We start from the raw sequence: 26,073 nt of genomic DNA, 5'->3' as shown, positions 1-26,073 counted from the left end.
CGTCGCCCGAAGTGGGGTAAAATATGATCAAAAATTAGCCTTACCTATTGTTTCTTAACACAGTTCATCCCGACGCAAGAGGGATCTTCGGAGATACGAAGAAATGCCTATTCCCGAAGATCCCTCCTACGTCGGGATGACAAAAAACTACTATCCACAATTCACGTTAAGCACTTAATGGCTATTGAACGTCCATAAATCTGGCGACCAACGGTAGCTACCGGGTTTTACGGTAATATGCAAATGGTCCTGCCCGACAACGGCACTACGAACGACACCAGCCCCCAGTTCCTGCGTGACGGCCAGTCGCGTAATGCCCATTTCGCGAAGCACTGCCGATGCCGTTGAACCGCCTTCAATAATCAGCTCATCTACCGGAAACTGGTCGAGCACATGCTTCACCGCTTTCGCCATAACGGTTCTCAGGTGAACCGTCTGCCCGCTAGCGTTTTCTACTGACTCGGATTCTATCGCCATGATCACCTGCTCATGCCGTTGAAAACAGGCGACAATCGTGGCTACCCAATTTTCTAATTCAGTCGTTTCCTGATCTCCGGGATGCATCAACGTATCGGGCATGTAACAAACAAAATTGCTGGTCATAGCCGCTTTTTTTACCAACTCAACACTGTGGCCAAAAGCACTTCCGCATACGTAAAGTCTGCACTGGCCTAAGGCAGCTGTTAGGCTTGCAGCACGTTTGGGTACGTAGTGTGACCCCAGGATAGCTGTAAAGAAACCCGATCCACCACCCGGCAACGTTTGCTCATCGACACGACTGGCCCATGCCTGTAAGTCCCCCTGGGTGCCAACTTCGCCAATAACAATTCCCGGTTGGATCAAAGCTTCTGTTGACGGTTGTACCGTTATTGATACGTCGTTTCGAGCCAGTCGCTTTAACACATTCGATTCGGTGATTGGAAATTCCGGGTCTTTCAAAAAATGGGTCTGGTGGATCAGTTCTCCCTGAACGTAATAATGTCCATCGATCAGAATTCTACCCAATGCCGGATTCGCCGGAACGATCAGCGCTTTGGCCAAACCCAGAACGGCCAACTGTGCCACAGTTTCCGGAATGACGTGTCCACGTAGTACCGAATCGACTTTTTTAAAAATCAACTGGGGCTTCATCGCGTGCAAAGCTGCGCTGACTTCGCTCATGATGGCTATCGCTTCCGACTCCGAAACCGATCGGGCATCCGTTGCAATGACCAGCAACTCAGCGTTCGACTGTGGATTGACGGACATGGCTAACTCCACATCGAGTCCGTACGTCAACCCAATACCGCCCAATTCGGCTGCCCCCGTTAAATCGTCTGCAATGACTGCTATCATTTTTGTTTGTCATCCCGACGCAGGAGGGATCTTAAAGCATACTATTACCGCAACGGCGGCCCGGCAAATATCCCTCCTGCGTCGGGATGACAAACAAAATGTTACACAGCCTGCAAATTCTTCTTTCGATACTTCGACAACTGAACCGCTGACTCAATCGCTAAGATCATTGCATCGGGGCTGGCAACGCCTTTTCCGGCAATTTCAAACGCCGTTCCATGATCGACCGACGTGCGAATGATGGGCAATCCCATCGTGATGTTGACGCCCTTAACGCTGTCCATCTGCTTCTTGTCAGCGTTCCATTTGAAGCCCGTTAACTTGAAGGGAATGTGGCCCTGATCGTGATACATGGCTACAACACCCCCGTAATAACCCGTTGCCGCTTTGGAAAACAACGTATCGGCCGGAACCGGCCCTTCGACATCGTATCCCCGGCGTTTCGCTTCCTCAACGGCTGGCAGGATTTCTTCATCGTCTTCCGTGCCAAACAGTCCAGAATCGCCAGCGTGGGGATTTAAGCCCGCAATGCCAATTTTCAGATTGGTTTCGCCCAACGAAATCAAGCCGTTGTAAAGCAGGTCGACAACTTCGAGAATACGATCTTTTTTCACCAGATCGCAGGCTTGCCGCAACGATACGTGCGTCGATACGTGAATCACTTTCAACTGGTCTTCCACCAGCAGCATACCGTACTTTTTGGTGTTGGTAAACTGCGCGTAAATTTCAGTATGTCCCGCGAAATGGTGGCCCGCTTCGTTGATGGATTTTTTGTTGATCGGGCCGGTAACCGTAGCGTCAACTTCGTCGGCCAGGGCGAGGTCGATAACGGTTTTTACCGATGCAAAAGCCGCTTCACCCGCCATCGCCGAAATCTCCCCGAATTTCAGATTGGCGAGGTCGACGTTGGCAAGGTCATAGACATCAATCGTTCCTAACTCAAATTTTGCATTGGGAACCGACGTAATGGGATTGATGATTACGTTTAGGTTCAACCGCGTGGCGATGTCGCGAAACACACCGGCATCACCTACCAGAACGGGGTTGCAGATCTCGTAAATAGTTGGGTTCAGAAGTGCCTTAACGGCTATTTCGGGACCAATACTTGCCGGATCACCCATTGTAATGCCGACTATCGGTTTATCTTCCTTATTCATCGTTATCAATTCATTCAAAGTTGAATTTCCTCTTTCTCAACCAGTTCTGCAAGGGCTGTTATCAACTGAGTTTCTTCCTGTTTTGACAGCGACTGGAGGGGCGGCATCATCGTTGTTCCGCATAAATTGTACTCCTGCATCAGCACTTTCAGCGCCCATAACGAATCACCCAGCGTGCGGCCTGATTGGTACACATGGCCGAACATATCCGACTGATTCTGAAAATAATACGCTTTTTCTTCGTCGCCTTCCTGCACCGCTTTCAGCATGTCGCGGTAAATGGATGGAACCAGGTTTCCCGTACTGGGAACCAGTCCGTCGCTACCGGCCAGAAGCGCATACGCCGACCGGGCCGCCCAACCCATAAAGTGGCTGAAATCGGGACGATTGGCCCAGAGCGCAATTGATTCATCAAGCCGTTCCGTGCTACGTTCGGAGTCTTTAACGCCCACGATGTTTGGATGATAACTTAATTCATCGAGTACCGGAATCGGGATCGACATACGCGTGGTCGCGAAGATGTTGTAAATGATCAACGGCCCATTCAGTTGGTCGGCCAACTGCTCGAAATACCGCTTCATCTGGCTATCCGAGAGGGCATAATAACACGGCAACGTAGCGGCTACGGCATCGACACCCACATCGAAACAGTAATTGGCCAGGTCAACCGATTCTTCCAGACAATTGCCCGAAATGCCCGCGTACAAAACCGTATTCGCCGATTTAAGCTGAGCGGCCGTCTTCGCATACGTCTTTTTAACAGAGAGCGGTAAAGAGGTAGCTTCGCCCGTTGTGCCTAATACAAACGGCATGGCCTCGTTTGCCTGAAGGTTGGCTATCATCTTTTCAACGGCCGCTACGTCTAATCGATACGCTTCGGTCAGGGGCGTAACCAGCGGAACAACAACACCCTGGTATTTCTTTTTCATACTCATAGCTAGTAAGCGGCTGTGTAAATAGCGATAGCATCGTCGCGAGTAATTTCCCGCGGGTTATTTTTTAATAAGCGAGTGATTTTCAGGGCATCATCGGCCATCTGAGGAATCGCTTCTTTCGGAATATTGACATCGCGCAAACGGGCCGGTATGCCACATTCCCGAATCAGTTCATTGATTTTCTGGACACCCTTCGCGGCTGTTTCGGCATCGTCTTTCCCCCGTTCGCAACCTAGTGACAGCGCTACCTGTGCGTACCGGGAGACGGCCGCCGGAATATTAAATTCCATGACGTAAGGCAGCAGTAACGCATTCGAAAACCCGTGTGCTAGGTGGAACGTACTACCCAGCGGATACGAGAGCGCATGAACCCCAGCCGTATTCACCGGACCCAGGCAAAAACCACCCAGCAAACTCCCCATCGCTACGTTCGTGCGGGCCTCTTCGTCGGTGCCGTTACGTACCGCCTGCACGATATTGGCCGCAATCAGACGCATTCCCTCAAACGCATACATATCGATGAATGGCTGGGCAAATTTGTTGGTATACGCTTCCAGACAATGCGTTAGGGCATCAATTCCGGTAGCCGCCGTAATGGACGCAGGCACGCTGATTGTCAACAACGGATCGACGTACACGATGTCGGGCACCAGAAACGGGCTGATGATTCCTTTCTTCTGATTATCAGCGTCATCAACCAGAATAGCGTTCGGCGAAGCCTCACTTCCCGTCCCGGACGTAGCGGGTACACAAACGAGTTTTTTGCTACGTCCTTTCAGGTTTCCAATGCCTAATATATCAGTGAGTGACTGGTCATTGTCCAGTTGGGCGGCAATCAGTTTGGCAACATCCAGCACGCTTCCTCCACCAATGCCCAGCACTACGTCGGGGTTGAACGGCGAAACAATTTGCATCAGCTTTTCAAAATCCGCGAATGAGGGTTCCTGAACGATGCTGGTGTCAATCCAAACGCCGATCTCGTTGGCTTCCAACGTATCAACCAGGTTTTTCAACTGTTCCAGCAACGGGCTAATCGTCACGATCAGCACCTTTTTGGGCGACAATTGCACGAGTTCATCGGTCAGGCTCCCAAGAGAACCCTTGCCAAAAACCAGTTTGCCTGGAAAGTGTATTTTCAATTCCTGCGTCATTCGTTTTCAAACTTCTTCCTAAGTATTTTTTGTCATGGCTCCGGCCACCCGGTCCGACGATAGGAGGAATCTTCGGGTGTGGCTTTTTTTTCTATTACCGAAGATTCCTCCTGCCGTCGGACCGGGTGGCCGGAGCCATGACAAAAACAACTTCAATCCTTTGTAATCTCCTTAGCAATTGGTGCTGTATAGCCTTCTAGTGAAGGCCAGAGGCCGTTTTCAATGGGTTTTAGCTTCAGTTTTTTTGGATCAATTACCGCGTGTTTGATCTTCTGCCGACGCCAGGTGTAAATCACATGAATCATCCCGTCGCTCGTCTGAATGATGGATGGATAGGAGTATTGACTGATCGGCGAATCTTCCAGAATCATCGCGGCCGACCAAGTTTTACCATCGTTCGAGATCGCTAAATTCAACGGAGTGCGTGGTCCTTTCGCGAGATTGCCCGGCGGCAATACGTGGTTATACACCAGCGCCTGCCGACCGTCTTTTAGCGTGACGGCATCGGTTCCCGAGTTGTTATTCGGCAAGTTTGTTTTGGCCAATGGCGACCAGGTTTCGCCGTTATCCGTTGACCAGGATTCCTCGATGGCGCGGTCCCGGCTACGTGCCAGAAGCTGAAGTTTGCCGTTGCCATAGGTCAAGATGCTGGGCTGAATGGCGTTCAGGGTTTTTCCATCGTTAAGTGGGCCGATTCTGCGCCAGGTTTTTCCGAAATCGGGTGTTACTTCGAAATACAGTTTCCAGCCGTCGCCCTCGGTGCTGGTCGGGCAAAACAGATTGCCGTTGGCGAGCAAAACGGGCTTATTTTTGACTGGACCAAGGTAACCATCGGGTAGTTTTCGGGCTGACGACCACGTACGTCCGCCATCGGATGAGGTTTTCAGCAATCCCCACCACTTCGACGGACTAGGACCAACTTTGTAGAAAAGCATCAACTCGCCTTTCGGAATCTGGTACAAAACCGGATTCCAACAGGCGTACCGGAGCGTATCGTTGATGATACCATTCGCTACGTTCTCGGGTGCCAGCCATTGGGCGGCACCCCGCTTTCCCTTTTCCTGCCGACTCACCCAAATACACACATCCGGATTCCGCTCTTTGGTCCCGCCAAACCAGGCCGATACCAGTCCCGTTGGTGTTTCAGCAATCGTCGCTGCATGACTTTCCGGAAACGGCGGGTTTTCGACGACAAACTCATCCACGACCAGACCCGATTGCCATTTGGCCAGTTGAGCATACGTAGCGCCGAACAGGGTCAGGCTAATAAGCAAGGTTAGGTATAGGGTTTTGTTTATCATGGTCACAATATCAATTCGTTGACTACTTTTTATCAGCCGCTTTCTTGGCTTTAATCGCAGCTGTGTAGGTATTGTACATGTCCCGCCAATTTCGGCCGTTTGCATTCAGATACTGTTCTGATTTGGTTTTGTAGATCTCGAAAATGGCCGAGATTTCTTTCATGCTTTTATAATCGACAGCCTGTTCGCGAGCCTGTTCCAGAAACCCGAGAATGGTTTCCTCTTCTTTGGGCGTGATGTTTGGCACAATAGCCCGATACCCATTCACCGTAAACGCCACTTTTCCGATGGTGTATTTATCCAGCACCGCGTTGACCTGATTCTTGTCCAGATCGGCTTGCAAACCGGTCATCAGCGATTGATGAACCGATGCTGGAATCGCCGAATCAGCAATGAGTTGGCGGTCCAGTTCAGACAGGGGATTTCCGGTTACGGGGTTGATGCCCGCCGGAACGGTACTGGCCGGATGCTCATTATGCCAGTCGCGTGTGGCCTTCAAATGAGTAGCCACTACGTTGGTCAGGCGCTTTTCTTTTTCGGCATCGTTCAGATTCAGCGACGCAATCCACTCAGACGCTTTCTTTTCCTGTTCGGCATCGGTTTTTGCTTTTGCATCCGTTGACGTCACCGGTTGAGCTGACTCCTGCTGACTAAAGGCAGACAATGTTGTGGCCAGAGCAGCTACGACTAAATAAGCAGTTAGGGCGTTTTTCATCGTTATTTTGAGTTTGGAATACTTGAATTTGATCTGGCCGTAGTCTTGGTTTGATATGATTCGATCAAACTTTCCGAACGCTTTATCAATGGTTTATCCGTCCGAAATGGGCGAGCGGGCAAGCCTTCTTCGTTAAACAAATTTGGCTGAGCGGCTTCGTCCCACGCAAAGCGAACAGCCACCGGATTCGGTACGTTGTCGGCCGAAACCAGAACGTGTTTGCCATCAATGTGCGCTTCGGCGGGCGAAAAAATTCCATTCTTTCCAGCAATCATAAAGCCTGTAAGCGGCCGACCGTCTTTACTCACTAAACCGCTTCCCGTTTGGGTGAACGAAAGCTGAATTGCCCGGCCTTTCACTTTCATTTTTTCGAAAATTGGTCCCTCCGCCACTACATCATTTTTGTCATAAGCCTTGGCTAAGGCAAGCAGAGCCAGTCGGCGGCCAATTTCCCACTTGAACGGCGGGTGGATATCTGACAGGTCATCGGCCAGATCGGTCGTTACGATCATGCCAGTTTTGGGCAGGCTGAGCACCTGTTCCTGTGCTTCCCGAAATTCAGGTAAGGTTTCTTTAGCCAGCACCACTTTCCCTTTCGATTCAGAATATTTGAACGGCGCAAGCTGGACGTAGTAAAACGGTAGTTTCGGGTCATTCCAGGCATTTCGCCAGCTGGTAATAAGCGTTTTAAGCTTGTGCGAATACGTAGTGGTTTCTTTCAGAAAACAATTGGACTCGCCCTGATACCACAGAAAGCCTTTCACGGCAAACGGAGTTAGCGGCCGAATCATAGGTTCGTAAAATTTACCTGGTTCGCCGTCTATTTTTTGGTTGCCATAAAACGAATCCTCCCGAAAAGCCGCTTCTGAGATCCAGGGCTCAATCCGGCTTCCGGGTACTGCCGATGAAATGACGCCAATCGGTACGTTCAGATTTTTATGCAGTTCTTTGGCGAAGAAATAAGCGGGTGCTGAAAACGAACGTAGCGCCGAGTCCTGTGCTACGTTCCACCCACGATGCAGCGAATCGGGCTTAACTAACTCTTTCCGGTTAACCAGAAAAATACGTATCTGCGGATTGTTGGCGTAGTTCAGCTCATCGACAGGGTTATGTCCGTCAATAGACTGCGTGGCCAACGATGGCTTCACTTTGCTGTTTTTCCGCATTGTGTATTCCATGTTCGACTGACCCGAACACAGCCATACTTCGCCTACGAGAATGTTTTGCAACCGAATTGTATTCGTCCCCGCAATGACTAGTTCTGATGGTATGGCGGAGGCTTTGAGTGGTTTCAACGTAATGCTCCAGTTGCCCGATGCATCGGCGGATGTTGTCTGATTTTGTCCAGTGAACTGAACATTGATTGTTTCACCCGCCGATGCTTTGCCCCAGAATGTTAATGGCTTACCCTGTTGCAGCACCATGTTATGCCCGAATATTCGAGGCAAAACAATCTCCGCTTTCAGGTTTGCTGAAAGGAGAAACAGGGTGATAGCTAACAGATTACGTTTGGTCATTTTATCTTTTTTATTTTTGTCATGCTGACGAAGCCGGGCGGCCGGTGCCGAAGCATCTTCGCCGGGCCGCCGGAGCGGTAGTAGAAGAAAAAAGCCGCACCCGAAGATGCTTCGGCACCGGCCGCCCGGCTTCGTCAGCATGACAAAAAATTACTCTACTCTACTTTGTAAACCGCTCGTTTTAAATGATTTAATCACAAATACGGCTTCGGCTGACTCCAGTTCACCACTTTTGGGCAAATCGTAATTCTGATCGGTGGGCGTATCGGCGTCCGGAAAACGACGTACCGCGCCAGTTCGGAAGACGACACGCCGGAATGAAGCAACGGGAGCAAAAAACAGTCGGTTGCCTTTGGATTGCCCGTTGACGAACGTCGTGAACATGCGTTTGTCGCGGTCCAGCTTGATACGTACGTCATACTGTTTACCGGCTTCGTATTTCTGAATGTTCGAATCGCGGTAGCCAACTTTGGCTTTGAACAGACTGTCGGCATCGAACATTAGTCGAACGGCTGGGTTGCCTTTTGCATCCTGAAATTCAATCTGTAGCGTACCTTTATTTGTTTGTTGCGGCACGATTGAAAACTCGACAGTTAGCTTTTTGGAATCGGGAATCACGCGCTCGGCTTTAGCAAAATCAAATGGGTCTTTATCCCGCAGAACCAAGGCTTTTGCACCAGTAACAGATTCAATTTTGGCGGACGCGTAAATCGGGCTGTAGATATTCCAGTACTTCAGTTCTTCACCGGTCGGGAGCAGGGCAAAGGTTTCGTTCGGATGGGCAGTCACTTCATCCGTGATGGGCACTGGAATTTTGGAAACCCAGATATCTTCCTTGTTCACGCTGTAGGTCACCCACAGATTTCCATCGGGTGGTGTACCGTTACCTTCCTCGATGCCCCGAACGTACTGCGGCCCGTACGACTTATAAGCGCCACCGTAACGTAGTGACGTAATTTCTCCGTTTACCAACAGCAGATTCGTATAATTCAGTCCGTCTTTGCTGGTTGACAGCGCCAGCGGCCAGCGAAACTCCGACGGATTGTAAACCGTAACGTATTGCCCGTCCGACGTTTTCTGGCCCCATATTTTTGCGTTGCTGTTCACAAAACCCGGTGCCCGAAGCGGGTTATATTGCCACGTTTTGCCGTCATCTTTGCTGATCGTTGTGAGGGCGTGTTTCCACAAACCCACGACGCGATTGTCGGGCAAATGGTAATAGCTGAACGCTTTTACGTCTTTCTTGAGCGAAATTAACGGGTCGTTGCGGTCGGCTTCTTCAATCCATTGCTGCATCATGAGCGTATTACCCAGCAGCTCGTTGCAGGCTTCCACGAACCCTTTGTCTTTCGAGCTGGTATAGAACGGATAAGCTGACTTATTTTTATCCCAGGACGAATTGTTCCGGATGAAATAAATCGGGCCGTACTTGCCATCGGGATAGATTTCGCGGACCACGCGACCAATGCCGTTGCCGTCGTTCGGATCATCTTTCGGACCCATCACAATGCCGTAGAAACCCAGCGTCAGCAGCCGTTTGTTCTTCGCTACATAGAAGCCCATGCGCTGGTGCATGACCGCATATAAATCTTTCGCTACTTCCGGGCGACCCTCTTTTTTCCAGCCATCCGGCAGTTTATACGGCGGAAAAACGATGGAAGGCTTGGACCAGCTATAGCCATCTTTCGACGTCAGCAGTAGCGTTTGGCCGGGTGGTACGTGTTCGCCAACCGGATTGCTGAGGAATTGCAGGTAATACGTATTGTTCCAGTACGCCAGCATCGGCGCATGGTTGTAGGTCCAGTTCATACCCCCTGCCAGTTCCGGATGTTCGCGATTGGCCCGAAACACTTGAATGTTATGTACACCCACCGCCGGACTCAGTTGCCCGTGATGATAATCGACATTGGACAGCGTTTGCCCAACGTAGCGGACGGTGTCCTGAGCGTGGGTGTTGGTAAAAAACAGGGCAAGGATTATTGCCCCCACCCCCCTAAAGGGGGCTTTCCATCCGGAGGTTTTAGCCCCCTTTAGGGGGGTGGGGGTAAGTCGATTTACATTCATAACCCTTTACTTTTTTTAATCCAGACCACCTCTCCGCCTTCCGACTGTTTCGTCAAACGAACCATGCCGCCACCTTTCACTACGTCCTTCGATTTTGTAGTTTGGCCCGTTTTGGGATTTATGTAACTCACCGAAAAAGAACCCGCTGATTTTGTCAGATCTAATTCGACCGGACTGGCTGATTCATTGTACAAGATGTACCCCGTTTTGTCGTCGCCTAATGCCCATTGACCGGCTTGTTTTTGGGCTAACTCCATTGGGTGCATTAACGTAGCATCCGCCAAAAACTGCGGGTCGGTTACGGCTGGTACGTTCGGCATCGAACCACCTGCCATTAAAACAGCCCAGCCCATAGCGTCGTAGCTGTCAGCGGCATATATAACGGCTTTCTCCGGATATTTCTGGCGATACTCCTGCACGGCCCGGTACACCTGTTCGAACGACGTTTTCTTCGGAGCCACCAGACGAGCATGCTGACGTGGTGCCAGGTTTTGGCCACCCGCGGGGGCGTAAGCGGTGCCGTTGGCCTGATAATGCCAGTACCGAATATCGATCAGATTAACCACCGACGCTCGTTTCGCATCCGCCAGAATCGCGTCCTGAACATCTTTGGTGGTGCTCAGGCCAACGATTGCTTTTTTGCCGGTTTCCTTTTCCCACTCGCTGATCGTATCAATCCAGAATTGCACGAAAGTCAAGGGGCCAGTAAACTCAGCACCAATCAGTTGGATGACACCCGAGTTGCCGACGAAATTATCAAGACATTTACGAATGTAAGCCCGGTGCAATGCCCGACGAACCGGATGCGATACGTCGTAAAATTGCTCGGCCATGAAAATTCGTTTGTCGCCCGCGTACGGTACTGGCTCGGGAAATCCTGTATTATTAATGTTGTTGACGGGTCGCCAGGGGAAATCGGCGTAGTGAGCGCCCGCTTCGATGATATTGTGCTGAAAATAATTCTCGTGAATCAGCGTCAAGCCTTTCTGATCGGCAAAATCAGCGTATTGTTTCAGGCGATCCCAGTACCAGTGGTTGTACTTTGTTAAGTCGTATTTGCTAAGTCCGTCCCAGGCCGTTTCCTTGCCGCTGCGGGCGAAGGGTAGTTCATAAAACGGTGGCCACACTTCACCATCCATCCGTCGGATACGTTCGTGATCATCTCGCCGACGTTCGTACCAAAGCCCGTAATTATGATCGATCGCGACGATGTTGTCGGCCTTCATTGAATCGGTCATTACATCCAGATTGTCGGTCAGGCCACGACCGATCATGCCCGGAACAAAGCGGGTAATATGTAACTTGGCATTGGATAGTCCGTACGGTCGGGCGCTGCCATTCCACCAGGGTACTTCCTGCCGATGCCCTACAACCAACGAACTGCCGCGTACTAACTTCCCGTGCTGAACCTGCATCGACTCAGCCTTAGTCAGATTTGTTTCTTTGGGTAAACCGATTACATCAATTGACTTAGCCGTTGACGTAGTGGGAATAGGTTGACGCCTTGAGGACGTTGTGATAAAATCGTATAATGTTGGGGCGGGATTGATAGCTTGCTTCGTCAGCGCTGCTGCTACGTCTACTTTGGGACTACTCGACGCTTCCGATTCGACGGGTAATAAAATGGTTCTGGACGCTATGTTGTCGCCCATCCGGTCTTTTAACTGGGCGTAGTACAAACTTCGTGGCTGGATGTGTTCGTTTGAATTATCCCAGTAGCCATCGCCCGAAAATTGCGCCCACGTACCGAACGCCCAGTTTTGCGCCGTAGGTGGTTGGTAGCAATCGACGCGGGCGGCTGTGCACTGCCAGAGAACACTGTTGGCGGCATTCCAGCCTGCGCCCTGTTCGTCCTGCGTTCGGTTAGCGAAACGGATTGCGTTGCCATCAATGTTTACTACGTCGAACAAAACACCTGATGCCCAGCTATCGATGCTTCCGCTGAAGCTGAAGGGTAAATGTGATTCGCACTGCACAAAGGCATTGGGTCCCGCACTGCAATAACCAACGGCAAAATCGTGAATGCTTGACTCGGCGTACAATCGCTGACACAGAACCTGTTGTCCTCTAACCAGGAACGTGTTACGTCGCTCTCCTCCAATTTCAGAGACGGGTTCCAGCGACTGGCAGTCCTCAACCGTAATGCGCTTTGCCGTTTCCTGAATGTTTACGGCTGAACCCGCAAAGTGCCGAAAAACCACCTGACGCACCCAGGCGTCCTGTACGTTTTCAAGAACAATGGCCATCCAGCGGTGATCTTCATCTTTCGAATTGGTTTTGTCGTACGACGATGCTAGCTGAAGGTTCTCAACACCGGATTGCACAATTCGGCCAGACCAGACGTAATGAGCAATCGTGCCGCCACCATAAGCCGAATCCAGCGCCGTTGTCAAGGGCGCATCGAGGGTAAGTTCGGAACCGTTGACCGCCGTAACCTGTCGATCCCAGTACAGATCGCGTTGGCCGGGTTTCCAGCCCAGTGCCGAAAGTCCTCCGCCAAACGTATCGGTACCTAGTTTCTGAATCCATTCTTTTGTCGAAGGTCGACGGATCTGAACGAAGTCTCCGACCTTAAAATCAGATGGTTTTGTTACGTGGATTTTCTGCGCATTGACCGGAACGTAGCTATCGGTAATGGAAACTGGCGTTTCTATTTTTCGGTCGTTTTTGCCAGCAATCGTAATCAGATTATCGCGGCTGAAACCCGTTCCAAGAATCGTTGTGCCGCCTGTGTTCATGCCACTTCCCCGTAACACGACACCCGTAGCAGAAATTTTTAGGCTTCCCGCTATTTCATAAATCCCTTTTTCGAGCAGAACCGCACCCCGGAAACCATCGGTACCAATTGGGAATGACGCTATGTAGTTAATTGCCGCCTGTATCCGGCGGGTTGCATCACCTTTGCGAACGGGTACGACCACCTTTATCGCTACGTTCGGAATCGCCTGTTCGCCAGCCATGTAGCCGCAGAATGAAAAATCAGGAATGCGGTTGCCTAACGCGTCAGGCGTGTACACTAAATGACCATCCGACCCCAGCGCGACCGGTTTTGGAGGAACCGGTTTATTCTTCTGCGCATACGTATCGCTGCTGTGCCAACCAATGGTTAGCCACGACAGCAAGGCGATAAGTAGGGTAGGTTTTAGCACGGGTTTAGGGAGATTACGCTTTTATGTTTTTTGTCATTCAGACCTTAGGAGGAATGACAAAAACTAGAGTACAATACTACGTTCTGGGAATTACCTGTTGAACGGGTACGACGCTGTTAAGGTATTCTTCAATGTTGGTATAGCCATCTTTCTTCTTAGCCAGGCTGGCATCCGAAGGATCTTTAGGATTCAGGCCGTTTTTGGTTTCCCACGCATCAGGCATACCGTCCTTATCGGAATCCACATAAGGCGTGCCTTTGTAATCTGGATAACCACCGACTTGAGCGGGATCGGTGATGATGCCATTCTTGTACGAATCAATCGGTAAGCGACGGTGCTTAAACTGAGTTTCAGGCAGTTTTACGCCTTCTTTATACGTGATTTTTCCGGTACGTACCTGCTCAATGACGCGCGTATCGACGGGGTCGCGTTTGGGAAGCATAGCCCCGGCGTTGGCCAATACGTAGCTGTATGCCTGTTCAGCGGGCAAAATCGTGAGCTTAGGCATCGGAAGCGGCTCTTTCCATTTAATGTTGGCCATGTATTCACCAGCATTAGCCATTTCCTCCACCTGCACCCCGCCATCCCAGTTATCTTTCGTCACTTTCTCATTGCCATCGACAATGTTGCCATTTACATACGCCCGACCATAGACTCGATAAGGCAGTTTGCTACGTCCCGATTCAGGTTTTAGAATACGGTAGGCAAGGGGCGAATCTTTTGGCGTTTGTGGGCCCGGCTTGTAGTAGTTGTTGATAATATTGTACATCGCCTTATAATCGCCCCCATCCGTTGATCGGTGTACCCAATTGAAAATGACATTGTTGGTAAAGTTGAAGATGCCATTCCAGCCGATCGACGGATTCCGGCCTGCATTATCGGCCCAGAGATTACGCATGAACGTACAATTTTCGCCACCCAACGTACTGCCAAAGGCGTGATTCCATGTATCGAGTGCTTCCGAAAAAATAGAATTCTGAATCGTGATGTTTACCGTTGGTAGTTTTTCTTCCACGGTCTTGCCGGTACTGTCGTTATACATGTGGCGGTACATCGACATATTTTCGTCCAGTCCCCAGCTTGCCGATACGTGGTCGATCATGATGTTGCCAATTGGGTTGCCACCAATCGAATCGTCGCGACGGCCGACACCGGTTTCGCCCCGCCGGAAACGCATGTACCGAATCAGTACGTCGTGAGTATTAATCCAGACCGATTCGCCCGCTACGCAAACGCCATCGCCCGGTGCCGTTTGGCCAGCAATAGTGATGTACGGCGCTCTGATAATCAGTGGTGTTTTTAGCTTAATAATGCCCGCTACGTTGAAAACAATCGTACGAGCACCGCCCTGTTCGCAGGCATCCCGTAACGTACCTGGACCTCGATCTTCCAGACTGGTAACAACAATCACTTTGCCCCCTCGTCCACCAAACGTAAATGCCCCGCCACCTTCAGCGCCCGGAAATGCCGGGATGCCGGCCTGTGGCAGATCGACAGGGCGGGCGGCCCAGGGAATATACGGTTTGCCTTCCTTTGCTTCTTTTGCAATGATTGGCTTCGCCTTTTCCCAGGCAATATCCGACTGACGGCGAGACTCTTTCAGCAGATCGTCGCTTTCCTTCTGAACATCCGCCGGAATGGTCGGATATTGAGCAAAAGCAGTGTACTGCGTACAAAGAAGGGCAGCGAAAAGGGCAATCGGAATCGTTAGCTTTTTCATCGAATAAGAGTCTCTGTTAGGCAACGTACATTTTTTATGTTCCTGAATCACGAACTGAGCTGTTAAGGATTGGCCTATGATCAGATTGTATATCAAGCTCAAAATAAGGCTAAAAAATAGGGCAATATCTATATCATTTTCTCGGCAATTTATAGGATATTGTCATTTCAGGAAGGCCGTTCAGCTAATGGTTTAAAAACCTGTTAAAGCTAGATTAAAAACAGTATTTATTGTAAAGCTTGTAGATAAGGGAGCTTCCCAAGAGATAGCATAAGAGCGTAGTGATTTATCAAAAATAGACTTGCTGTAATACATTAGAACACAGCGGTTAAGGTGGATTTTATCTGTAAATTATATATACTTGTCCTGTGCTTGATCAGACGCCCACACTAGTGTAAGATGATTCTTAACCGTTTACTATTTCTTTGCGGTCTTCTGCTGACGGTGACTCTAGCGCAGGGTCAGGTTGTCAAACATTCATATCGGTTTTATAATTTTTTCTCGGTTTCTGAATCCGAATGCGGGCCTGATCTGACGCAGGAGCGGGCGTTAGGATCGTGTAATTTTGCTCGATTAGCAGGTGATTTTATTACCGATACAATACCGTACTGTGCGAAAAGGCGAACGGTTTATCATACCAATCTTCATTGGGGACTAAAGTATCCGAATTCCTCAGGAACAGTGGGCAGTACGTATACGATTCATATGTACGTAAAGACCACCAATTGGGGGCCAACTTGGGCACGAATTATTGACTTCTCGAACGGCTTATCCGACAACGGTATTTATTTTAAGAACAGCGGAAGTGCTGCCGATCGGTGTATCGATTTTTACCCAAGCGGGATTATTGGTCCTTGTCCGTACTTCAATACGTCAACATATTATTTGCTGACCTTCACGCGAAATGGTCAGACCGGAATTATCGATGTGTATGTGAATGACAAACTGTTTGTATCGTATAATGATGCTGCCGGGCGATACGTCGGGAAGACCGGTACGCCTATTTATATTTTTCGCGACGATCAGGCGGTAAGCTGCGAATCGGGTGAAGCTAATTTCGCTTATCTATCCTTCACGAACCAATATTCGTCACAGGCTACGGTCAACGCGGTTTATAACGACATCTGCTCAATTGCCAATACGACGCAAACGGTTGATTTTGCTCTCAACCCTACGTCGGCTTGTAGTCCATCCCAACGAGTCACCATAACTTATACGGGTGATAAACTAGTCCCGGAGTCCGATTATACAGTCAACTGGAACTGGGATGGCGGTAAGGTTATTTCAGGATCCGGCTTTGGTCCTTACGTAGTTAACTGGCCTACATCTGGAACCAAAAGCATTAAGTTGACCGTAACAAGCACGAGTTGTGGAAGAGCAATTGCTCAAACCAGGCAACTAACGGTCGGGAGTTTTTCGTCTTTTGTTTCGACAACGAATGCAAGCTGTGGCGGAGCCAATGATGGGAGTCTGACCATCAATGCCATGGATGGATCCGCTCCGTACCAATATTCAATAGATTCGGTGAGATATCAGGCTGCCAACACGTTCAACGTCAGCCCCGGTGCTTATACGGCTTACGTAAAAGATGCGAGGGGATGTATCACAAATTCCCGGGCTACAGTGGGAATGACCAATGCGCTTAAGCTGCAGACACTCTCGGATACCAGCATTTGTCCAGGACAAGCGATAAAATTGGTGACAACCAGTGATGTTACCAATTTTTCGTGGCTCCCGATTACAAACCTGGATAATCCGGCTGTAAAAGATCCAGTTGCTACGCCCCTTGTCAGTACAACTTACGTCGTTACAGCGACAAACGGCACCTGCTCGGGAAAAGATACCGTACGGGTAACGGTGCTGCCCCCTGTTCAGCTGAGCCCTCAGAGCGTACCTAAATCCTGTGGTACGTTTGTTCTTTCCGCCAATTCGTCGGGACGCGTTCAGTGGACAGGTCCGGGTATAACAGGCAGCCGCGCGAATCAGGATACGCTCGTTGTCACTGTTCGCGGAACCGCTACGTATAAGGTTCGGGCAACAGATATAGCGGGGACAAGCTGCACTGTTGAAAAGGACATACTCGTAAACTTTGCTCCTCCGGCAACGTATCGTCTGGCTGAGCATGTGAAAACGAGCTGCGGTACATCGACGGTACTTGAGGCACCGAAAGCCGATGTATGGGATTCTTTTCGCTGGCAATCGCCAGATGGAACCATTGCGAATCAGGCTCAGATAACCGCTCACACAACCGGAAAATACAGTGTATTGGCAACCAGTTCGTCGACCGGATGCGAAAGCCGGGATACAGTTGCTGTAAATTTTGTTTCGGTGCCCGCGGCTCCTGTAACGAAGGATGTCAGCATTTGCGCGGGGGACGCTCTGCCTGCGCTGATGGCTACCGGAACGAATATCCGATGGTTTAGTGATTCGACCTTACAGGTTCAGGTTGGCAGCGGCAATACACTCAGGCTGAATGTCTCCCCTCTACAACCGATTAAGCGGGTGTATTTTCTAACGCAATCCATAGGGAATACCTGTACGAGCGCTCCCGCCATGGTTAGCTTCGAGATCAAAGAAGTTCCTGCGATAAACCTGCCTGTCAAAAATTACACGGGCTGTTTTTCAACGGTGCCAGTTGACATCCTTACGCTGGATGCTGGAAACACCGGTACTGTCCAGTACAAATGGTATGATCCCAATGGCATTTTTATCGACAGTAGCCGTACGGTCAACGTGCAGAAAGAAGGGGTCTATTCAATTCAGATCACGAACCATCAACAGTGTTCAAAAACAGGGGTAGTGACCGTAGCGGAATTTTGTTCGCCCATGCTATTCGCTCCCGATGCGTTTACGCCAAATCACGACAACCTAAACGATGTCTTTGAAATCAAAGGTAAGTTCGCCGGAGATGTCGTCCTGTTCATCTACAATCGCTGGGGCGAATTAATCCTGAAGACGAACAAACCATCCTGGGATGGCTATTACCGGGGTGAACTTTGCCCGACAGGCGAATATACCTGGCTGATAGAAGTTCCTATGTCAAACCCCGGTCAGCAACCTCAGTTATATAAAAAGACAGGCCACGTGCTACTGCTTAAGTAGCGCCTGGCCTGATCATCAATGGGCTCCGATTACATTAGGTTACCACAACTTTCGTTTTGATGCCCACTCGTTCGCCGTCAGTTTGCCGTCCGAGCAGGTAAACGTCCATCTCCGTTTCGCCAACGCGAAATTGCTGACGCACCGTCAACTCCTTCTCGAACAGTTGTTTCAGTTCCTGAAATTTAGCCGTTCGGGCTTTTTCTTCATCGCCATACCACTCTTGTTCCGTCGTGACGGGCTCCCAGAAATCAGCCTCGGGTAGTTCTTCGACATACACAGACGGTGGTAGCATCTGCCAGTCTTTAATCTGGCTAACGGTAATGGGCTCAGGTTGCTTCAGATAGCATGTAACCGGTTCAAGGGGTTCATCGGATTCGCTGGGGTAAAGCAGGTCAGTCAGTAGTGGACTGATCTGATCGCTGAATGACTTATTTTCTAAAGCGGTACCGCTACTTTTAGACTCTTCGTTCGTCATAGGTAAGAAATAGATTCGCGACAAATTAACCATTTCGGATTGTAACTGTTAGGATCTATATACATTTAACGCGAATAACAGTTGTGTTCGCTAAACTCTACAAAACCTTTACAGGCATGTTAGAAACCCTAATGAATCTGGTCCAGCAGCAGGCAGGCCAGGCAGTAGTCAATAATCCGGCTATCCCAAACAACCAAAACGACAGTGTCATGCAAACAATCGCCAGCAGTATCCTGGGTGGTCTGGGCCAACAGGCACAGGGCGGTGGCTTAGGCAATTTACTGGGTATGGTTGTCAACGGCGGTAACGTTCAGCAAAGCCCCGTTACGCAGGGTGTTCAGGAACACGTTGAGCAAAATCTGATGCAAAAATTAGGCATTTCGCCCCAGGTAGCCATGTCGGTTGCGGCTGCGGTTGTGCCAATGGTTTTGAGCAAACTGATGCACAAAGCGTCTGACCCAAATGATTCCAGCGTTGATGGAAACAGCATTCTGGGTGCGGCAACGGGTAATCAGGGCGTCGACTGGATGGGAGCGGCTTCGTCAGCGATGGCTGATGGAAAACTCGATATGAACGACCTGATGCGCGTTGTTGGTCAGCAGGGTGGCGGTCTCGGCGGTATGCTGGGTGGCCTGTTTGGTAACCGCTAATAATTCTTTTGTCAACCTGCAAAAAGGCAGTCTCGAACGGGGCTGCCTTTTTTATTAAAGAATATGAACGTTTGCTACTGAACTACGGAGTAGTTTTATTGAGAAAGCTATGGATATTAATCAGTTGGGTACCGAGCTAATATGAGCAGCGATAATTTGCCAATTACCCGTTTGCCGACTCCATACCCGCGTATAACGGTAGCGCCCCTCGATCAGTTGATCCTGAACAGCAACCTGTAAATTCATCAACACAAAAACAATCGCTACGTCTGGTAAGAGCTTGATGGTGGTCTCCAGAGGGATCATCGTTTTTATGTGAAGGGTACCCGAACGGTGAACGGCTAAATCCGCTGCCTTATCCACTAACTGACCATCTGGACCGACGGCGAGAAGATCATCGGCTAACAAAGCATCTAGTTCGGCTACATCGCTGATAAGCATTGCCTGGCGAAGACGCTGCTCAACTTCCTGAATCTGTTCTAGCTGTCTCATACTACTTTCTGAGTCAATAATTTCTGGCAAAGATCAACTCATCTGTATTAGCTTGTCGTTTGTTTAGCCTGATATTTAATCGGGAAAACTGATGCCTATACCTGGAATAGTTTAGGAAAGTTTTAGTGTGTGTTGAAACGGGGTAAAACCAGTTAGATAGACAGTCGGTGCATCCATAGCTGGTAAAGCTCCCCGCAACTGTACACCTTTGTGGAGCATCAGACCTGGTCCGAACGTAATGGTATCATTTTGAACCGTATATGTGCCTGAATCAGCAAGAAGATACGTATTGTCCCGATTAGGAAGCTTTGTAACGCCCGTAAAGCTTCCGCCGGGCCGAAAAATAAGCTCAAGCGCTACCGGTACACCATCGGTTCCGGTCATCTGGATTTGCGCTTCTATCCCGGTTTTTGTTTCCCGAATGGTTACCTGAGTCTGAAGCCGCTGCACTTCGCTTTGTTTTCGATTCGATCTGGGCATTTTCTCCCAGTCGCCATCAGCGGGTATCGCGTCCGGCGGGTAGGGCTGATAATACGGTCCGTCTAGCGATTGCGTTAGTATCCAGCTATCACCTTGTTTCTCAATTGTTTCGGTCTGGAACTGGCCTTTGCCGAAGAAGGAAGCCGCCAACCGAATACCTTGTAAAATAGCGTTGCCTTTATGAAACGTGAGCCAGACGGGATTCGCCTGTAAAATGGTGCTATCCCACGGACCGCGCCGAATTCTGACTAAACCCGACTTTGGAAAGGCTTTTACATAGTTCGTAGGCAGGGGCTTGCTGGGTGGCAGTTCGCGCCACAACGACGGATCATCCAGGAAATAATCGACGTAGTAAACGGATTTCGGCATGAGTGTTTTTTCGATCTGGCGACACATAGCGGCCATTTCCTCATTTTTATCTGCCAATGCAATGTACCGATACGCATAAAAATACCCTTCAGGTGTGCCCACCCCCGCTTTGTCTTGCCGACCGGATGCTTCCGTCACGAGTTCGCCGTTTGGGTGGAGGTAATACAGCGTCATGGCTAGGTTTCGCCGAACGTAGTCCAGCAGGTACGGTTTGTTTAAACCTCTGGCAATCGTAATCAGCAAACGGTTGGTCAGGGGCGAATAAATTAACGTACTGCGCTCGTTATACTGACCTTCCGCATCCATATCAATGTGTTCGCCCAGCCACTGTTCGATGCGTGCTACGTATCGGGGATTGGGCCATAAATTATTCATCTTAGTAAGTGCGGCCGATACGACCCAGCGGTGATTGGGCGTATGGATACCGCCGACGGTCAGCGCTTCGCCTGCTCGTAACAAAAATGTCTTGAACGTCGCCAGAACCCCATCCATTGCCGGAGTGCCCGAGTTGGCTAATAAAGAATAAGCGGTTGTTAACCGTTTGACAATAAAACCCGTATCGGGTGTCGAGTGAAAATTCGTTGATAGTAAATCGAGCGTACCATCGGTATGCTGAATCTTGAGCAAATAGTTGAGCGCTCCGTTCATTTCGCTCAGTAACGCTTTCGATTGGTAATGTTCAGACTCCTTGCAGGACATGGCACAGGCCGCCCGCCTGACAAAGTCAGCCGTTGAATGGGGATTTGGGATATCTTCGCCATCTTTTAACCCGCCAAACGCTTTATTAGCGGTATCGGTAATTCGCAACGCACGTACCGCAACAAGCTGCTGATCATTCGCCTTGATCAATTCGAGTAACCAGGCCGGTTTGTCGTTTGGGTTGGTACTTCGAGCGCGGGCAAAGGCGGTAGGATGCAATATGGGCAATATACACAATGCGGTTGTCCCAGTACGGACGAAGGCTCTGCGATTCATGAGGTAGGAGGGTAAGGCAACAAATAAACAGGACTACGTAACAGCTTTTATATACGTAAGAAAAGAAACCGTATTGGCTACTTACCACCCATCTTTCACAGGAGTGTGCCGTTCTGCCACGTTTGAAACGAACCGTTACGGTCAACGCGACAATCTGGCCTTGATAGGTACATTTTCTGCCAATCTGACAGCAATCCATACTTTTTCTCTGGCTGGCATTTGGATTGCTTGGATAGGTATGTCTGTCAGCTTATACACAGTCAACTAAAGAAACTAAATCCAGTTATGGGAAAAATTATTGGTATTGACTTAGGCACCACGAACTCGTGCGTGGCCGTGATGGAAGGTAACGAGCCCGTTGTAATCCCCAACTCTGAAGGCGCCCGGACGACACCGTCGGTAGTCGCGTTTATGGACAATGGCAACGGCGAACGTAAAGTCGGAGCCCCCGCCAAACGCCAGGCCATCACCAACCCCCAGAATACAATTTCTTCGATCAAACGTTTCATGGGGAAACGGTATGGCGAAGTAACGAATGAAATCAAGAACGTTGCTTATAATGTAGAAAACGGTCCCAACGGTACGCCCCGCGTTCGGATTGGTGATCGTCAATATACGCCCCAGGAAATTTCAGCGCTGATTCTACAGAAGATGAAGCAGACGGCTGAAGATTACCTTGGTCAAACAGTAACGGAAGCCGTGATTACGGTACCGGCTTACTTTAACGACGCCGAACGTCAGGCCACCAAAGAAGCGGGCCAAATCGCCGGTCTCGACGTAAAACGGATCATCAACGAACCAACCGCAGCCGCTCTGGCCTACGGCTTGGATAAAACGAACCACGATCAGAAAATTGCCGTATTCGACCTTGGTGGCGGTACGTTCGATATTTCGATTCTGGAACTTGGCGATGGTGTTTTCGAAGTAAAATCGACCGATGGTGATACGCACCTGGGTGGTGACGACTTCGACCAGGTTATTATTGACTGGCTTGCCGACGAGTTCAAGAAAGATGAAGCGATTGATCTGCGTCAGGACCCAATGGCCCTGCAACGTCTGAAAGAAGCGGCTGAAAAAGCGAAAGTTGAACTGTCGAGTTCGAACTCAACGGAAATCAACCTGCCGTATATCATGCCGGTCAACGGTATTCCGAAGCACTTGGTCCGCACGCTGAGCCGGGCGAAATTCGAGCAATTAGCCGATTCGCTGATTCAACGGAGTTTGGAGCCTTGCCGCCGGGCATTGAAAAATGCCAGTTTGTCGGCCAGTCAGATTGACGAAGTCATTCTGGTAGGTGGTTCAACCCGGATTCCAAAAGTGCAGGATGAAGTCGAAAAACTATTCGGTAAGAAACCTTCGAAAGCCGTTAACCCCGACGAAGCCGTAGCCATTGGTGCTGCTATTCAGGGCGGTGTTCTGACCGGTGAAGTGAAAGACGTACTGCTGCTCGATGTTATCCCGCTCTCGCTGGGTATCGAAACGATGGGTGGTGTATTTACCAAAATGGTGGACGCCAATACCACGATTCCGAGCAAGAAAGTGGAAACGTATTCAACCGCTTCGGACAATCAGCCAAGTGTAGAAATCAACGTATTGCAGGGAGAGCGGCCAATGGCAGCGCAGAACCGTCAGTTAGGCCGGTTTATCCTGTCCGACATTCCGCCTGCACCACGCGGTGTACCTCAGATCGAAGTAACCTTCGACGTGGATGCCAACGGTATTCTGCACGTAACGGCGAAAGATAAAGGTACCGGCAAAGAGCAAAAAATCCGGATTGAAGCATCGAGCGGTCTGACCGATGCGGAAATCAACCGGATGCGCGAAGAAGCTAAAGCCAACGAAGCGAACGATAAAGCGGAACGTGAGAAAATTGAGAAAGTCAACGCGGCCGACTCGATGATCTTCCAGACCGAGAAACAACTGAAAGAGTACGGAGACAAGCTGTCAGAAGGTAACAAAACGGCGATCGAAGGCGCACTGGCGAACCTCCGCACCGCCCACGGTTCCCGCGACGCAGCCGCCATCGACACCGCCCTCGAAGGTCTGAACCAAGCCTGGTCAACCGCTTCGCAGGAACTTTACAACGCAACCAACGGTGCGGGTGCTAACCCAACCGACGGGGCTGGCTTCGACGGTGGTAACACCAACCCTGGACAAGGGCAACCCGCCGGCGACAACGTATCAGACGTACCATACGAAGAAGTGAAGTAAAAATTGAAAAAATAAAAAAGCCCCGCTGAGAAAACTTAGCGGGGCTTTTTTGATTGAATATGAAAAAAATCTCAACAATTGTTATATTTTAAGTTGGATAAATAAAGGTCCAATTCTCACTTAGAATACATCGGTCTAGTAAATAGAATGTAAATTACTTAACCGCTAATTCATGCGTCAACTTCAACAAATCTTTCGCTTCAACGGCGCAGGTGATTAATGTGCTGCCTTTGGTGTCGGCAAATTCGACTTCAAACACATCGTCTGCTAGTACTTCTACGATGGTTCCTACCTGCCCTATGCTAAGTTTTTCGTTGGGAATGTCAATCAGAAGGGCAACAACATCCAACAAACGCAGGCTCTTTTCCATATTCAGTCAAATTATATAACAACTTGTTAATCGGGGGGCGCTTTCTCCGGTTCTTATAATCCAACTCGTTAGCACAGTAGCTGTTCGTCCAGAACGAGTCCAGTCAAATTTAACGGAATATCGCTTACCGTGTTTATCCTCGCGACCCGTATGGGCCGGATTTCTGAATAGTTCAAGAAGAATCTGCGCTTTCATTTCATTCGCTTCTGAAGCTGTGATACCCAACACCGATTTGAAAACAAATGCTTTGTGCTTTCCTTCTTCGTGTTCGGGATTTAAGACGTAGTCAGTTATCTTCTGATCATCAATAATGGCCTGATCGGCATTCGGTAAAAGCAAAATAGTTACGGTTTGAGCGTTCTAGTATGCAAAATCGGTATCAAACCAGCACTTCCTCTAGTTTTTTTCCGCCGAATGTCAGCTATTCTGTTCGTTGTATTTTTAGTTGCACCGAGATAGTTTTGGATTTATGATCGGCAGTAACTTACATAGTATTACCTAAAAAACTTCCCCCAAATTAAAGAACAAACCTTTGGAACCGTCCATGCCAAAGCCGTAGTCGACGGAGAGGTTGGTGCGCGAGATCTTGTTCATTTTGATACGTAGTCCCGCGCCTACCGCTGGAATTACTTTTTCAAATTGGCCGCTATTTTGGTCTGGCTCGGTGACGGTTTGGGCGTTTGCAAAGACGACGCCACCCAAGAGCCGGTCATTCGTGATGTGAAAGCGATATTCGGTTTCGGCATAGAGAAGATTTTTTCCCCGGAACCGGCCCTGAATAAAGCCCCGACCCAGATTTCCGGTGTTATCCCAACCGGTACTGGGTAGATCCAGAAATGGGGGATTGCCGCTTAGAGTTAGCGCGTTGTAGGACCAGAAACCTAAAATATTGTCAGAGCTTGCGGGCAAATGAACGTATTTGCGGGTTTCCAGTAGGAGGGACTGGTACGTATCATCGCTGCCCAGAAACGCCATATTCGCCCGCCAAACAGCGTTCACATATAAGCCGCCCGTAGGATTGATCGAATTACGCCGGTTGTCGTAGAGCACCTGTAACGTTGGCCCTGATGATACAGAACGTCCTTCAACGCCGTACGGATACCGGGATATACGGCTCAACTCCCGGTTTCGGGCATAGCTTTCAATATTCCAGTGAAGATCTAAATAATACCCAATTCCCGCGTACAGATTGGGTGCTAACCGTCCTAATAAACTCTGATAAAATCGGAAATACGCGTAATCCATGTTGATCACCCGATCCGTAGAGGTGTACATACCCAAGCCATACGTAGCCTGCGGGTAATGCATGAGCCGCCAGTCGTTCGTCCACAGAAAGCGGTTGCCGGGCATCCAGACTAGCGAGTTAGCGGTAAGAATAACCTGGTTGTTTTGCGTATACGAGATCTGACCAGTCATGGATGACATATTCGCATGGGCCTTGTGGAAGGCTGCATTGACAAGTACGGCTACCAGTCCCCGGGTCTGGAGGGTATAGCCAACCTGAGGAATTACCAGCAAAAAATGCTTTCCTTCCTGCAAAGTGGCCGAATCATGTGGGGCAATATGAAGCCGAGGGTACCAGCGTTTGAAAACATCGACGACATCCTGTTGCTTCGTAATGGGTTTAATCGAGGGTGGAGAAACGGTCATCGTGTCGGATAACTGCAGCTGTAATGCACAGCAGAGAAATGCTGGTAAACAGGTAAGCCACGCGCCAATAAATAACCTGACTAGAAATTTCATCGAACGAGGTTACAGTGCTTGAATAAATAGAAATAGTGGAAACTCACTGCAAACCAGATTGGCCATTTCAACTAACTTCTGTTAACTGAAGTTACGCAGGCAGTGTGTCTGCCAGCAGATTGTTTTGTTGCATAAGCCTTAATTCCGATAAAGCAGCCTGAA

General features: G+C 49.5%; 19 protein-coding genes. 3 read left to right on the top strand and 16 right to left on the bottom strand.

Going from position 1 to position 26,073, the window contains the following annotated elements:
- Positions 1-174: 174 nt before the first annotated feature.
- The 10 genes from IC230_RS33400 to IC230_RS33355 form a co-directional block, all read right to left on the bottom strand.
- Complete coding sequence (locus tag IC230_RS33400) at positions 175-1,335, bottom strand: four-carbon acid sugar kinase family protein (protein ID WP_191043427.1); 1,161 nt, start codon at positions 1,333-1,335, stop codon at positions 175-177.
- Positions 1,336-1,436: 101 nt separating this feature from the next.
- Positions 1,437-2,492, bottom strand: coding sequence for a 4-hydroxythreonine-4-phosphate dehydrogenase PdxA (gene pdxA, locus IC230_RS33395; RefSeq protein WP_191043426.1), 1,056 nt, complete (start codon positions 2,490-2,492; stop codon positions 1,437-1,439).
- Positions 2,493-2,506: 14 nt separating this feature from the next.
- Positions 2,507-3,421 (bottom strand): dihydrodipicolinate synthase family protein, encoded by a 915-nt coding sequence (locus IC230_RS33390; protein ID WP_223861036.1) that lies wholly within the window; start codon positions 3,419-3,421, stop codon positions 2,507-2,509.
- Positions 3,422-3,429: 8 nt separating this feature from the next.
- Entirely contained in the window at positions 3,430-4,578 is a 1,149-nt protein-coding gene (locus IC230_RS33385; RefSeq protein WP_191043424.1) for an iron-containing alcohol dehydrogenase, read from the bottom strand.
- 152 nt (positions 4,579-4,730) lie between these two features.
- Positions 4,731-5,879, bottom strand: a complete 1,149-nt coding sequence (locus tag IC230_RS33380; RefSeq protein WP_191043423.1) for a sialidase family protein — start codon at positions 5,877-5,879, stop codon at positions 4,731-4,733.
- 22 nt (positions 5,880-5,901) lie between these two features.
- Positions 5,902-6,594 (bottom strand): DUF3826 domain-containing protein, encoded by a 693-nt coding sequence (locus tag IC230_RS33375; protein WP_191043422.1) that lies wholly within the window; start codon positions 6,592-6,594, stop codon positions 5,902-5,904.
- 2 nt (positions 6,595-6,596) lie between these two features.
- On the bottom strand, positions 6,597-8,252 hold the full coding sequence (locus tag IC230_RS33370; protein ID WP_223861035.1) for a sialate O-acetylesterase: 1,656 nt from the start codon (positions 8,250-8,252) through the stop codon (positions 6,597-6,599).
- 9 nt (positions 8,253-8,261) lie between these two features.
- Positions 8,262-10,175, bottom strand: coding sequence for an exo-alpha-sialidase (locus IC230_RS33365; protein WP_223861034.1), 1,914 nt, complete (start codon positions 10,173-10,175; stop codon positions 8,262-8,264).
- Positions 10,172-13,324 carry a DUF6298 domain-containing protein gene (locus tag IC230_RS33360; RefSeq protein ID WP_317171899.1) on the bottom strand — a complete coding sequence of 1,051 codons (3,153 nt, stop codon included), beginning with the start codon at positions 13,322-13,324 and terminating at the stop codon, positions 10,172-10,174. The genes IC230_RS33365 and IC230_RS33360 overlap by 4 nt, the downstream gene beginning before the upstream one ends.
- Before the next feature lie 76 nt (positions 13,325-13,400).
- A complete protein-coding gene (locus tag IC230_RS33355) occupies positions 13,401-15,044 on the bottom strand; it encodes a pectate lyase family protein (RefSeq protein WP_191043421.1) in 1,644 nt (547 codons plus the stop codon).
- Between the two features lie 399 nt (positions 15,045-15,443).
- On the opposite strand from IC230_RS33355, the gene IC230_RS33350 reads away from it, so the two are divergent.
- A complete protein-coding gene (locus tag IC230_RS33350; protein WP_191043420.1) occupies positions 15,444-18,146 on the top strand; it encodes a T9SS type B sorting domain-containing protein in 2,703 nt (900 codons plus the stop codon).
- A gap of 34 nt (positions 18,147-18,180) precedes the next feature.
- Here IC230_RS33350 and IC230_RS33345 read toward each other — a convergent pair whose 3' ends face one another.
- Positions 18,181-18,621, bottom strand: a complete 441-nt coding sequence (locus IC230_RS33345; RefSeq protein WP_191043419.1) for a nuclease A inhibitor family protein — start codon at positions 18,619-18,621, stop codon at positions 18,181-18,183.
- 116 nt (positions 18,622-18,737) lie between these two features.
- Here IC230_RS33345 and IC230_RS33340 point away from each other — a divergent pair, with 116 nt between their 5' ends.
- Positions 18,738-19,271 carry a DUF937 domain-containing protein gene (locus IC230_RS33340; RefSeq protein WP_191043418.1) on the top strand — a complete coding sequence of 178 codons (534 nt, stop codon included), beginning with the start codon at positions 18,738-18,740 and terminating at the stop codon, positions 19,269-19,271.
- Positions 19,272-19,391: 120 nt separating this feature from the next.
- Here IC230_RS33340 and IC230_RS33335 read toward each other — a convergent pair whose 3' ends face one another.
- Both IC230_RS33335 and IC230_RS33330 read right to left on the bottom strand, forming a co-directional pair.
- Positions 19,392-19,763, bottom strand: a complete 372-nt coding sequence (locus tag IC230_RS33335) for a nuclear transport factor 2 family protein (protein WP_191043417.1) — start codon at positions 19,761-19,763, stop codon at positions 19,392-19,394.
- 111 nt (positions 19,764-19,874) lie between these two features.
- The gene (locus IC230_RS33330) at positions 19,875-21,587 is read right to left on the bottom strand and encodes a hypothetical protein (RefSeq protein ID WP_191043416.1); all 1,713 of its coding nucleotides are present in this window, start codon (positions 21,585-21,587) and stop codon (positions 19,875-19,877) included.
- Positions 21,588-21,872: 285 nt separating this feature from the next.
- Between IC230_RS33330 and dnaK the strand changes: the two genes are divergently transcribed.
- On the top strand, positions 21,873-23,798 hold the full coding sequence (dnaK, locus tag IC230_RS33325; RefSeq protein WP_191043415.1) for a molecular chaperone DnaK: 1,926 nt from the start codon (positions 21,873-21,875) through the stop codon (positions 23,796-23,798).
- 154 nt (positions 23,799-23,952) lie between these two features.
- On the opposite strand, the gene IC230_RS33320 is transcribed toward dnaK, so the two are convergent.
- The 3 genes from IC230_RS33320 to IC230_RS33310 form a co-directional block, all read right to left on the bottom strand.
- Positions 23,953-24,168, bottom strand: coding sequence for a DUF4926 domain-containing protein (locus IC230_RS33320; protein WP_191043414.1), 216 nt, complete (start codon positions 24,166-24,168; stop codon positions 23,953-23,955).
- Between the two features lie 6 nt (positions 24,169-24,174).
- On the bottom strand, positions 24,175-24,507 hold the full coding sequence (locus tag IC230_RS33315; protein ID WP_191043413.1) for a DUF6883 domain-containing protein: 333 nt from the start codon (positions 24,505-24,507) through the stop codon (positions 24,175-24,177).
- Between the two features lie 159 nt (positions 24,508-24,666).
- Positions 24,667-25,818 carry a BamA/TamA family outer membrane protein gene (locus IC230_RS33310; protein WP_223861033.1) on the bottom strand — a complete coding sequence of 384 codons (1,152 nt, stop codon included), beginning with the start codon at positions 25,816-25,818 and terminating at the stop codon, positions 24,667-24,669.
- Positions 25,819-26,073: the final 255 nt, after the last annotated feature.

The organism is Spirosoma validum, from assembly GCF_014699035.1.
Classification (GTDB): Bacteria; Bacteroidota; Bacteroidia; order Cytophagales; family Spirosomataceae; genus Spirosoma; species Spirosoma validum.
The sequence above is the reverse complement of the archived record's forward strand: the minus strand, read 5'-3'. Positions and strand labels throughout refer to the sequence as shown.

What these genes read in the sequence shown, in the direction of transcription:
- IC230_RS33400 (WP_191043427.1), bottom strand. Translation starts at nt 1,335, where the DNA reads ATGATAGCAGTCATTGCAGACGATTTAACGGGGGCAGCCGAATTGGGC.
- pdxA (WP_191043426.1), bottom strand. Translation starts at nt 2,492, where the DNA reads ATGAATAAGGAAGATAAACCGATAGTCGGCATTACAATGGGTGATCCG.
- IC230_RS33390 (WP_223861036.1), bottom strand. Translation starts at nt 3,421, where the DNA reads ATGAAAAAGAAATACCAGGGTGTTGTTGTTCCGCTGGTTACGCCCCTG.
- IC230_RS33385 (WP_191043424.1), bottom strand. Translation starts at nt 4,578, where the DNA reads ATGACGCAGGAATTGAAAATACACTTTCCAGGCAAACTGGTTTTTGGC.
- IC230_RS33380 (WP_191043423.1), bottom strand. Translation starts at nt 5,879, where the DNA reads ATGATAAACAAAACCCTATACCTAACCTTGCTTATTAGCCTGACCCTG.
- IC230_RS33375 (WP_191043422.1), bottom strand. Translation starts at nt 6,594, where the DNA reads ATGAAAAACGCCCTAACTGCTTATTTAGTCGTAGCTGCTCTGGCCACA.
- IC230_RS33370 (WP_223861035.1), bottom strand. Translation starts at nt 8,252, where the DNA reads ATGCTGACGAAGCCGGGCGGCCGGTGCCGAAGCATCTTCGGGTGCGGC.
- IC230_RS33365 (WP_223861034.1), bottom strand. Translation starts at nt 10,175, where the DNA reads ATGAATGTAAATCGACTTACCCCCACCCCCCTAAAGGGGGCTAAAACC.
- IC230_RS33355 (WP_191043421.1), bottom strand. Translation starts at nt 15,044, where the DNA reads ATGAAAAAGCTAACGATTCCGATTGCCCTTTTCGCTGCCCTTCTTTGT.
- IC230_RS33350 (WP_191043420.1), top strand. Translation starts at nt 15,444, where the DNA reads ATGATTCTTAACCGTTTACTATTTCTTTGCGGTCTTCTGCTGACGGTG.
- IC230_RS33345 (WP_191043419.1), bottom strand. Translation starts at nt 18,621, where the DNA reads ATGACGAACGAAGAGTCTAAAAGTAGCGGTACCGCTTTAGAAAATAAG.
- IC230_RS33340 (WP_191043418.1), top strand. Translation starts at nt 18,738, where the DNA reads ATGTTAGAAACCCTAATGAATCTGGTCCAGCAGCAGGCAGGCCAGGCA.
- IC230_RS33335 (WP_191043417.1), bottom strand. Translation starts at nt 19,763, where the DNA reads ATGAGACAGCTAGAACAGATTCAGGAAGTTGAGCAGCGTCTTCGCCAG.
- IC230_RS33330 (WP_191043416.1), bottom strand. Translation starts at nt 21,587, where the DNA reads ATGAATCGCAGAGCCTTCGTCCGTACTGGGACAACCGCATTGTGTATA.
- dnaK (WP_191043415.1), top strand. Translation starts at nt 21,873, where the DNA reads ATGGGAAAAATTATTGGTATTGACTTAGGCACCACGAACTCGTGCGTG.
- IC230_RS33320 (WP_191043414.1), bottom strand. Translation starts at nt 24,168, where the DNA reads ATGGAAAAGAGCCTGCGTTTGTTGGATGTTGTTGCCCTTCTGATTGAC.
- IC230_RS33310 (WP_223861033.1), bottom strand. Translation starts at nt 25,818, where the DNA reads ATGACCGTTTCTCCACCCTCGATTAAACCCATTACGAAGCAACAGGAT.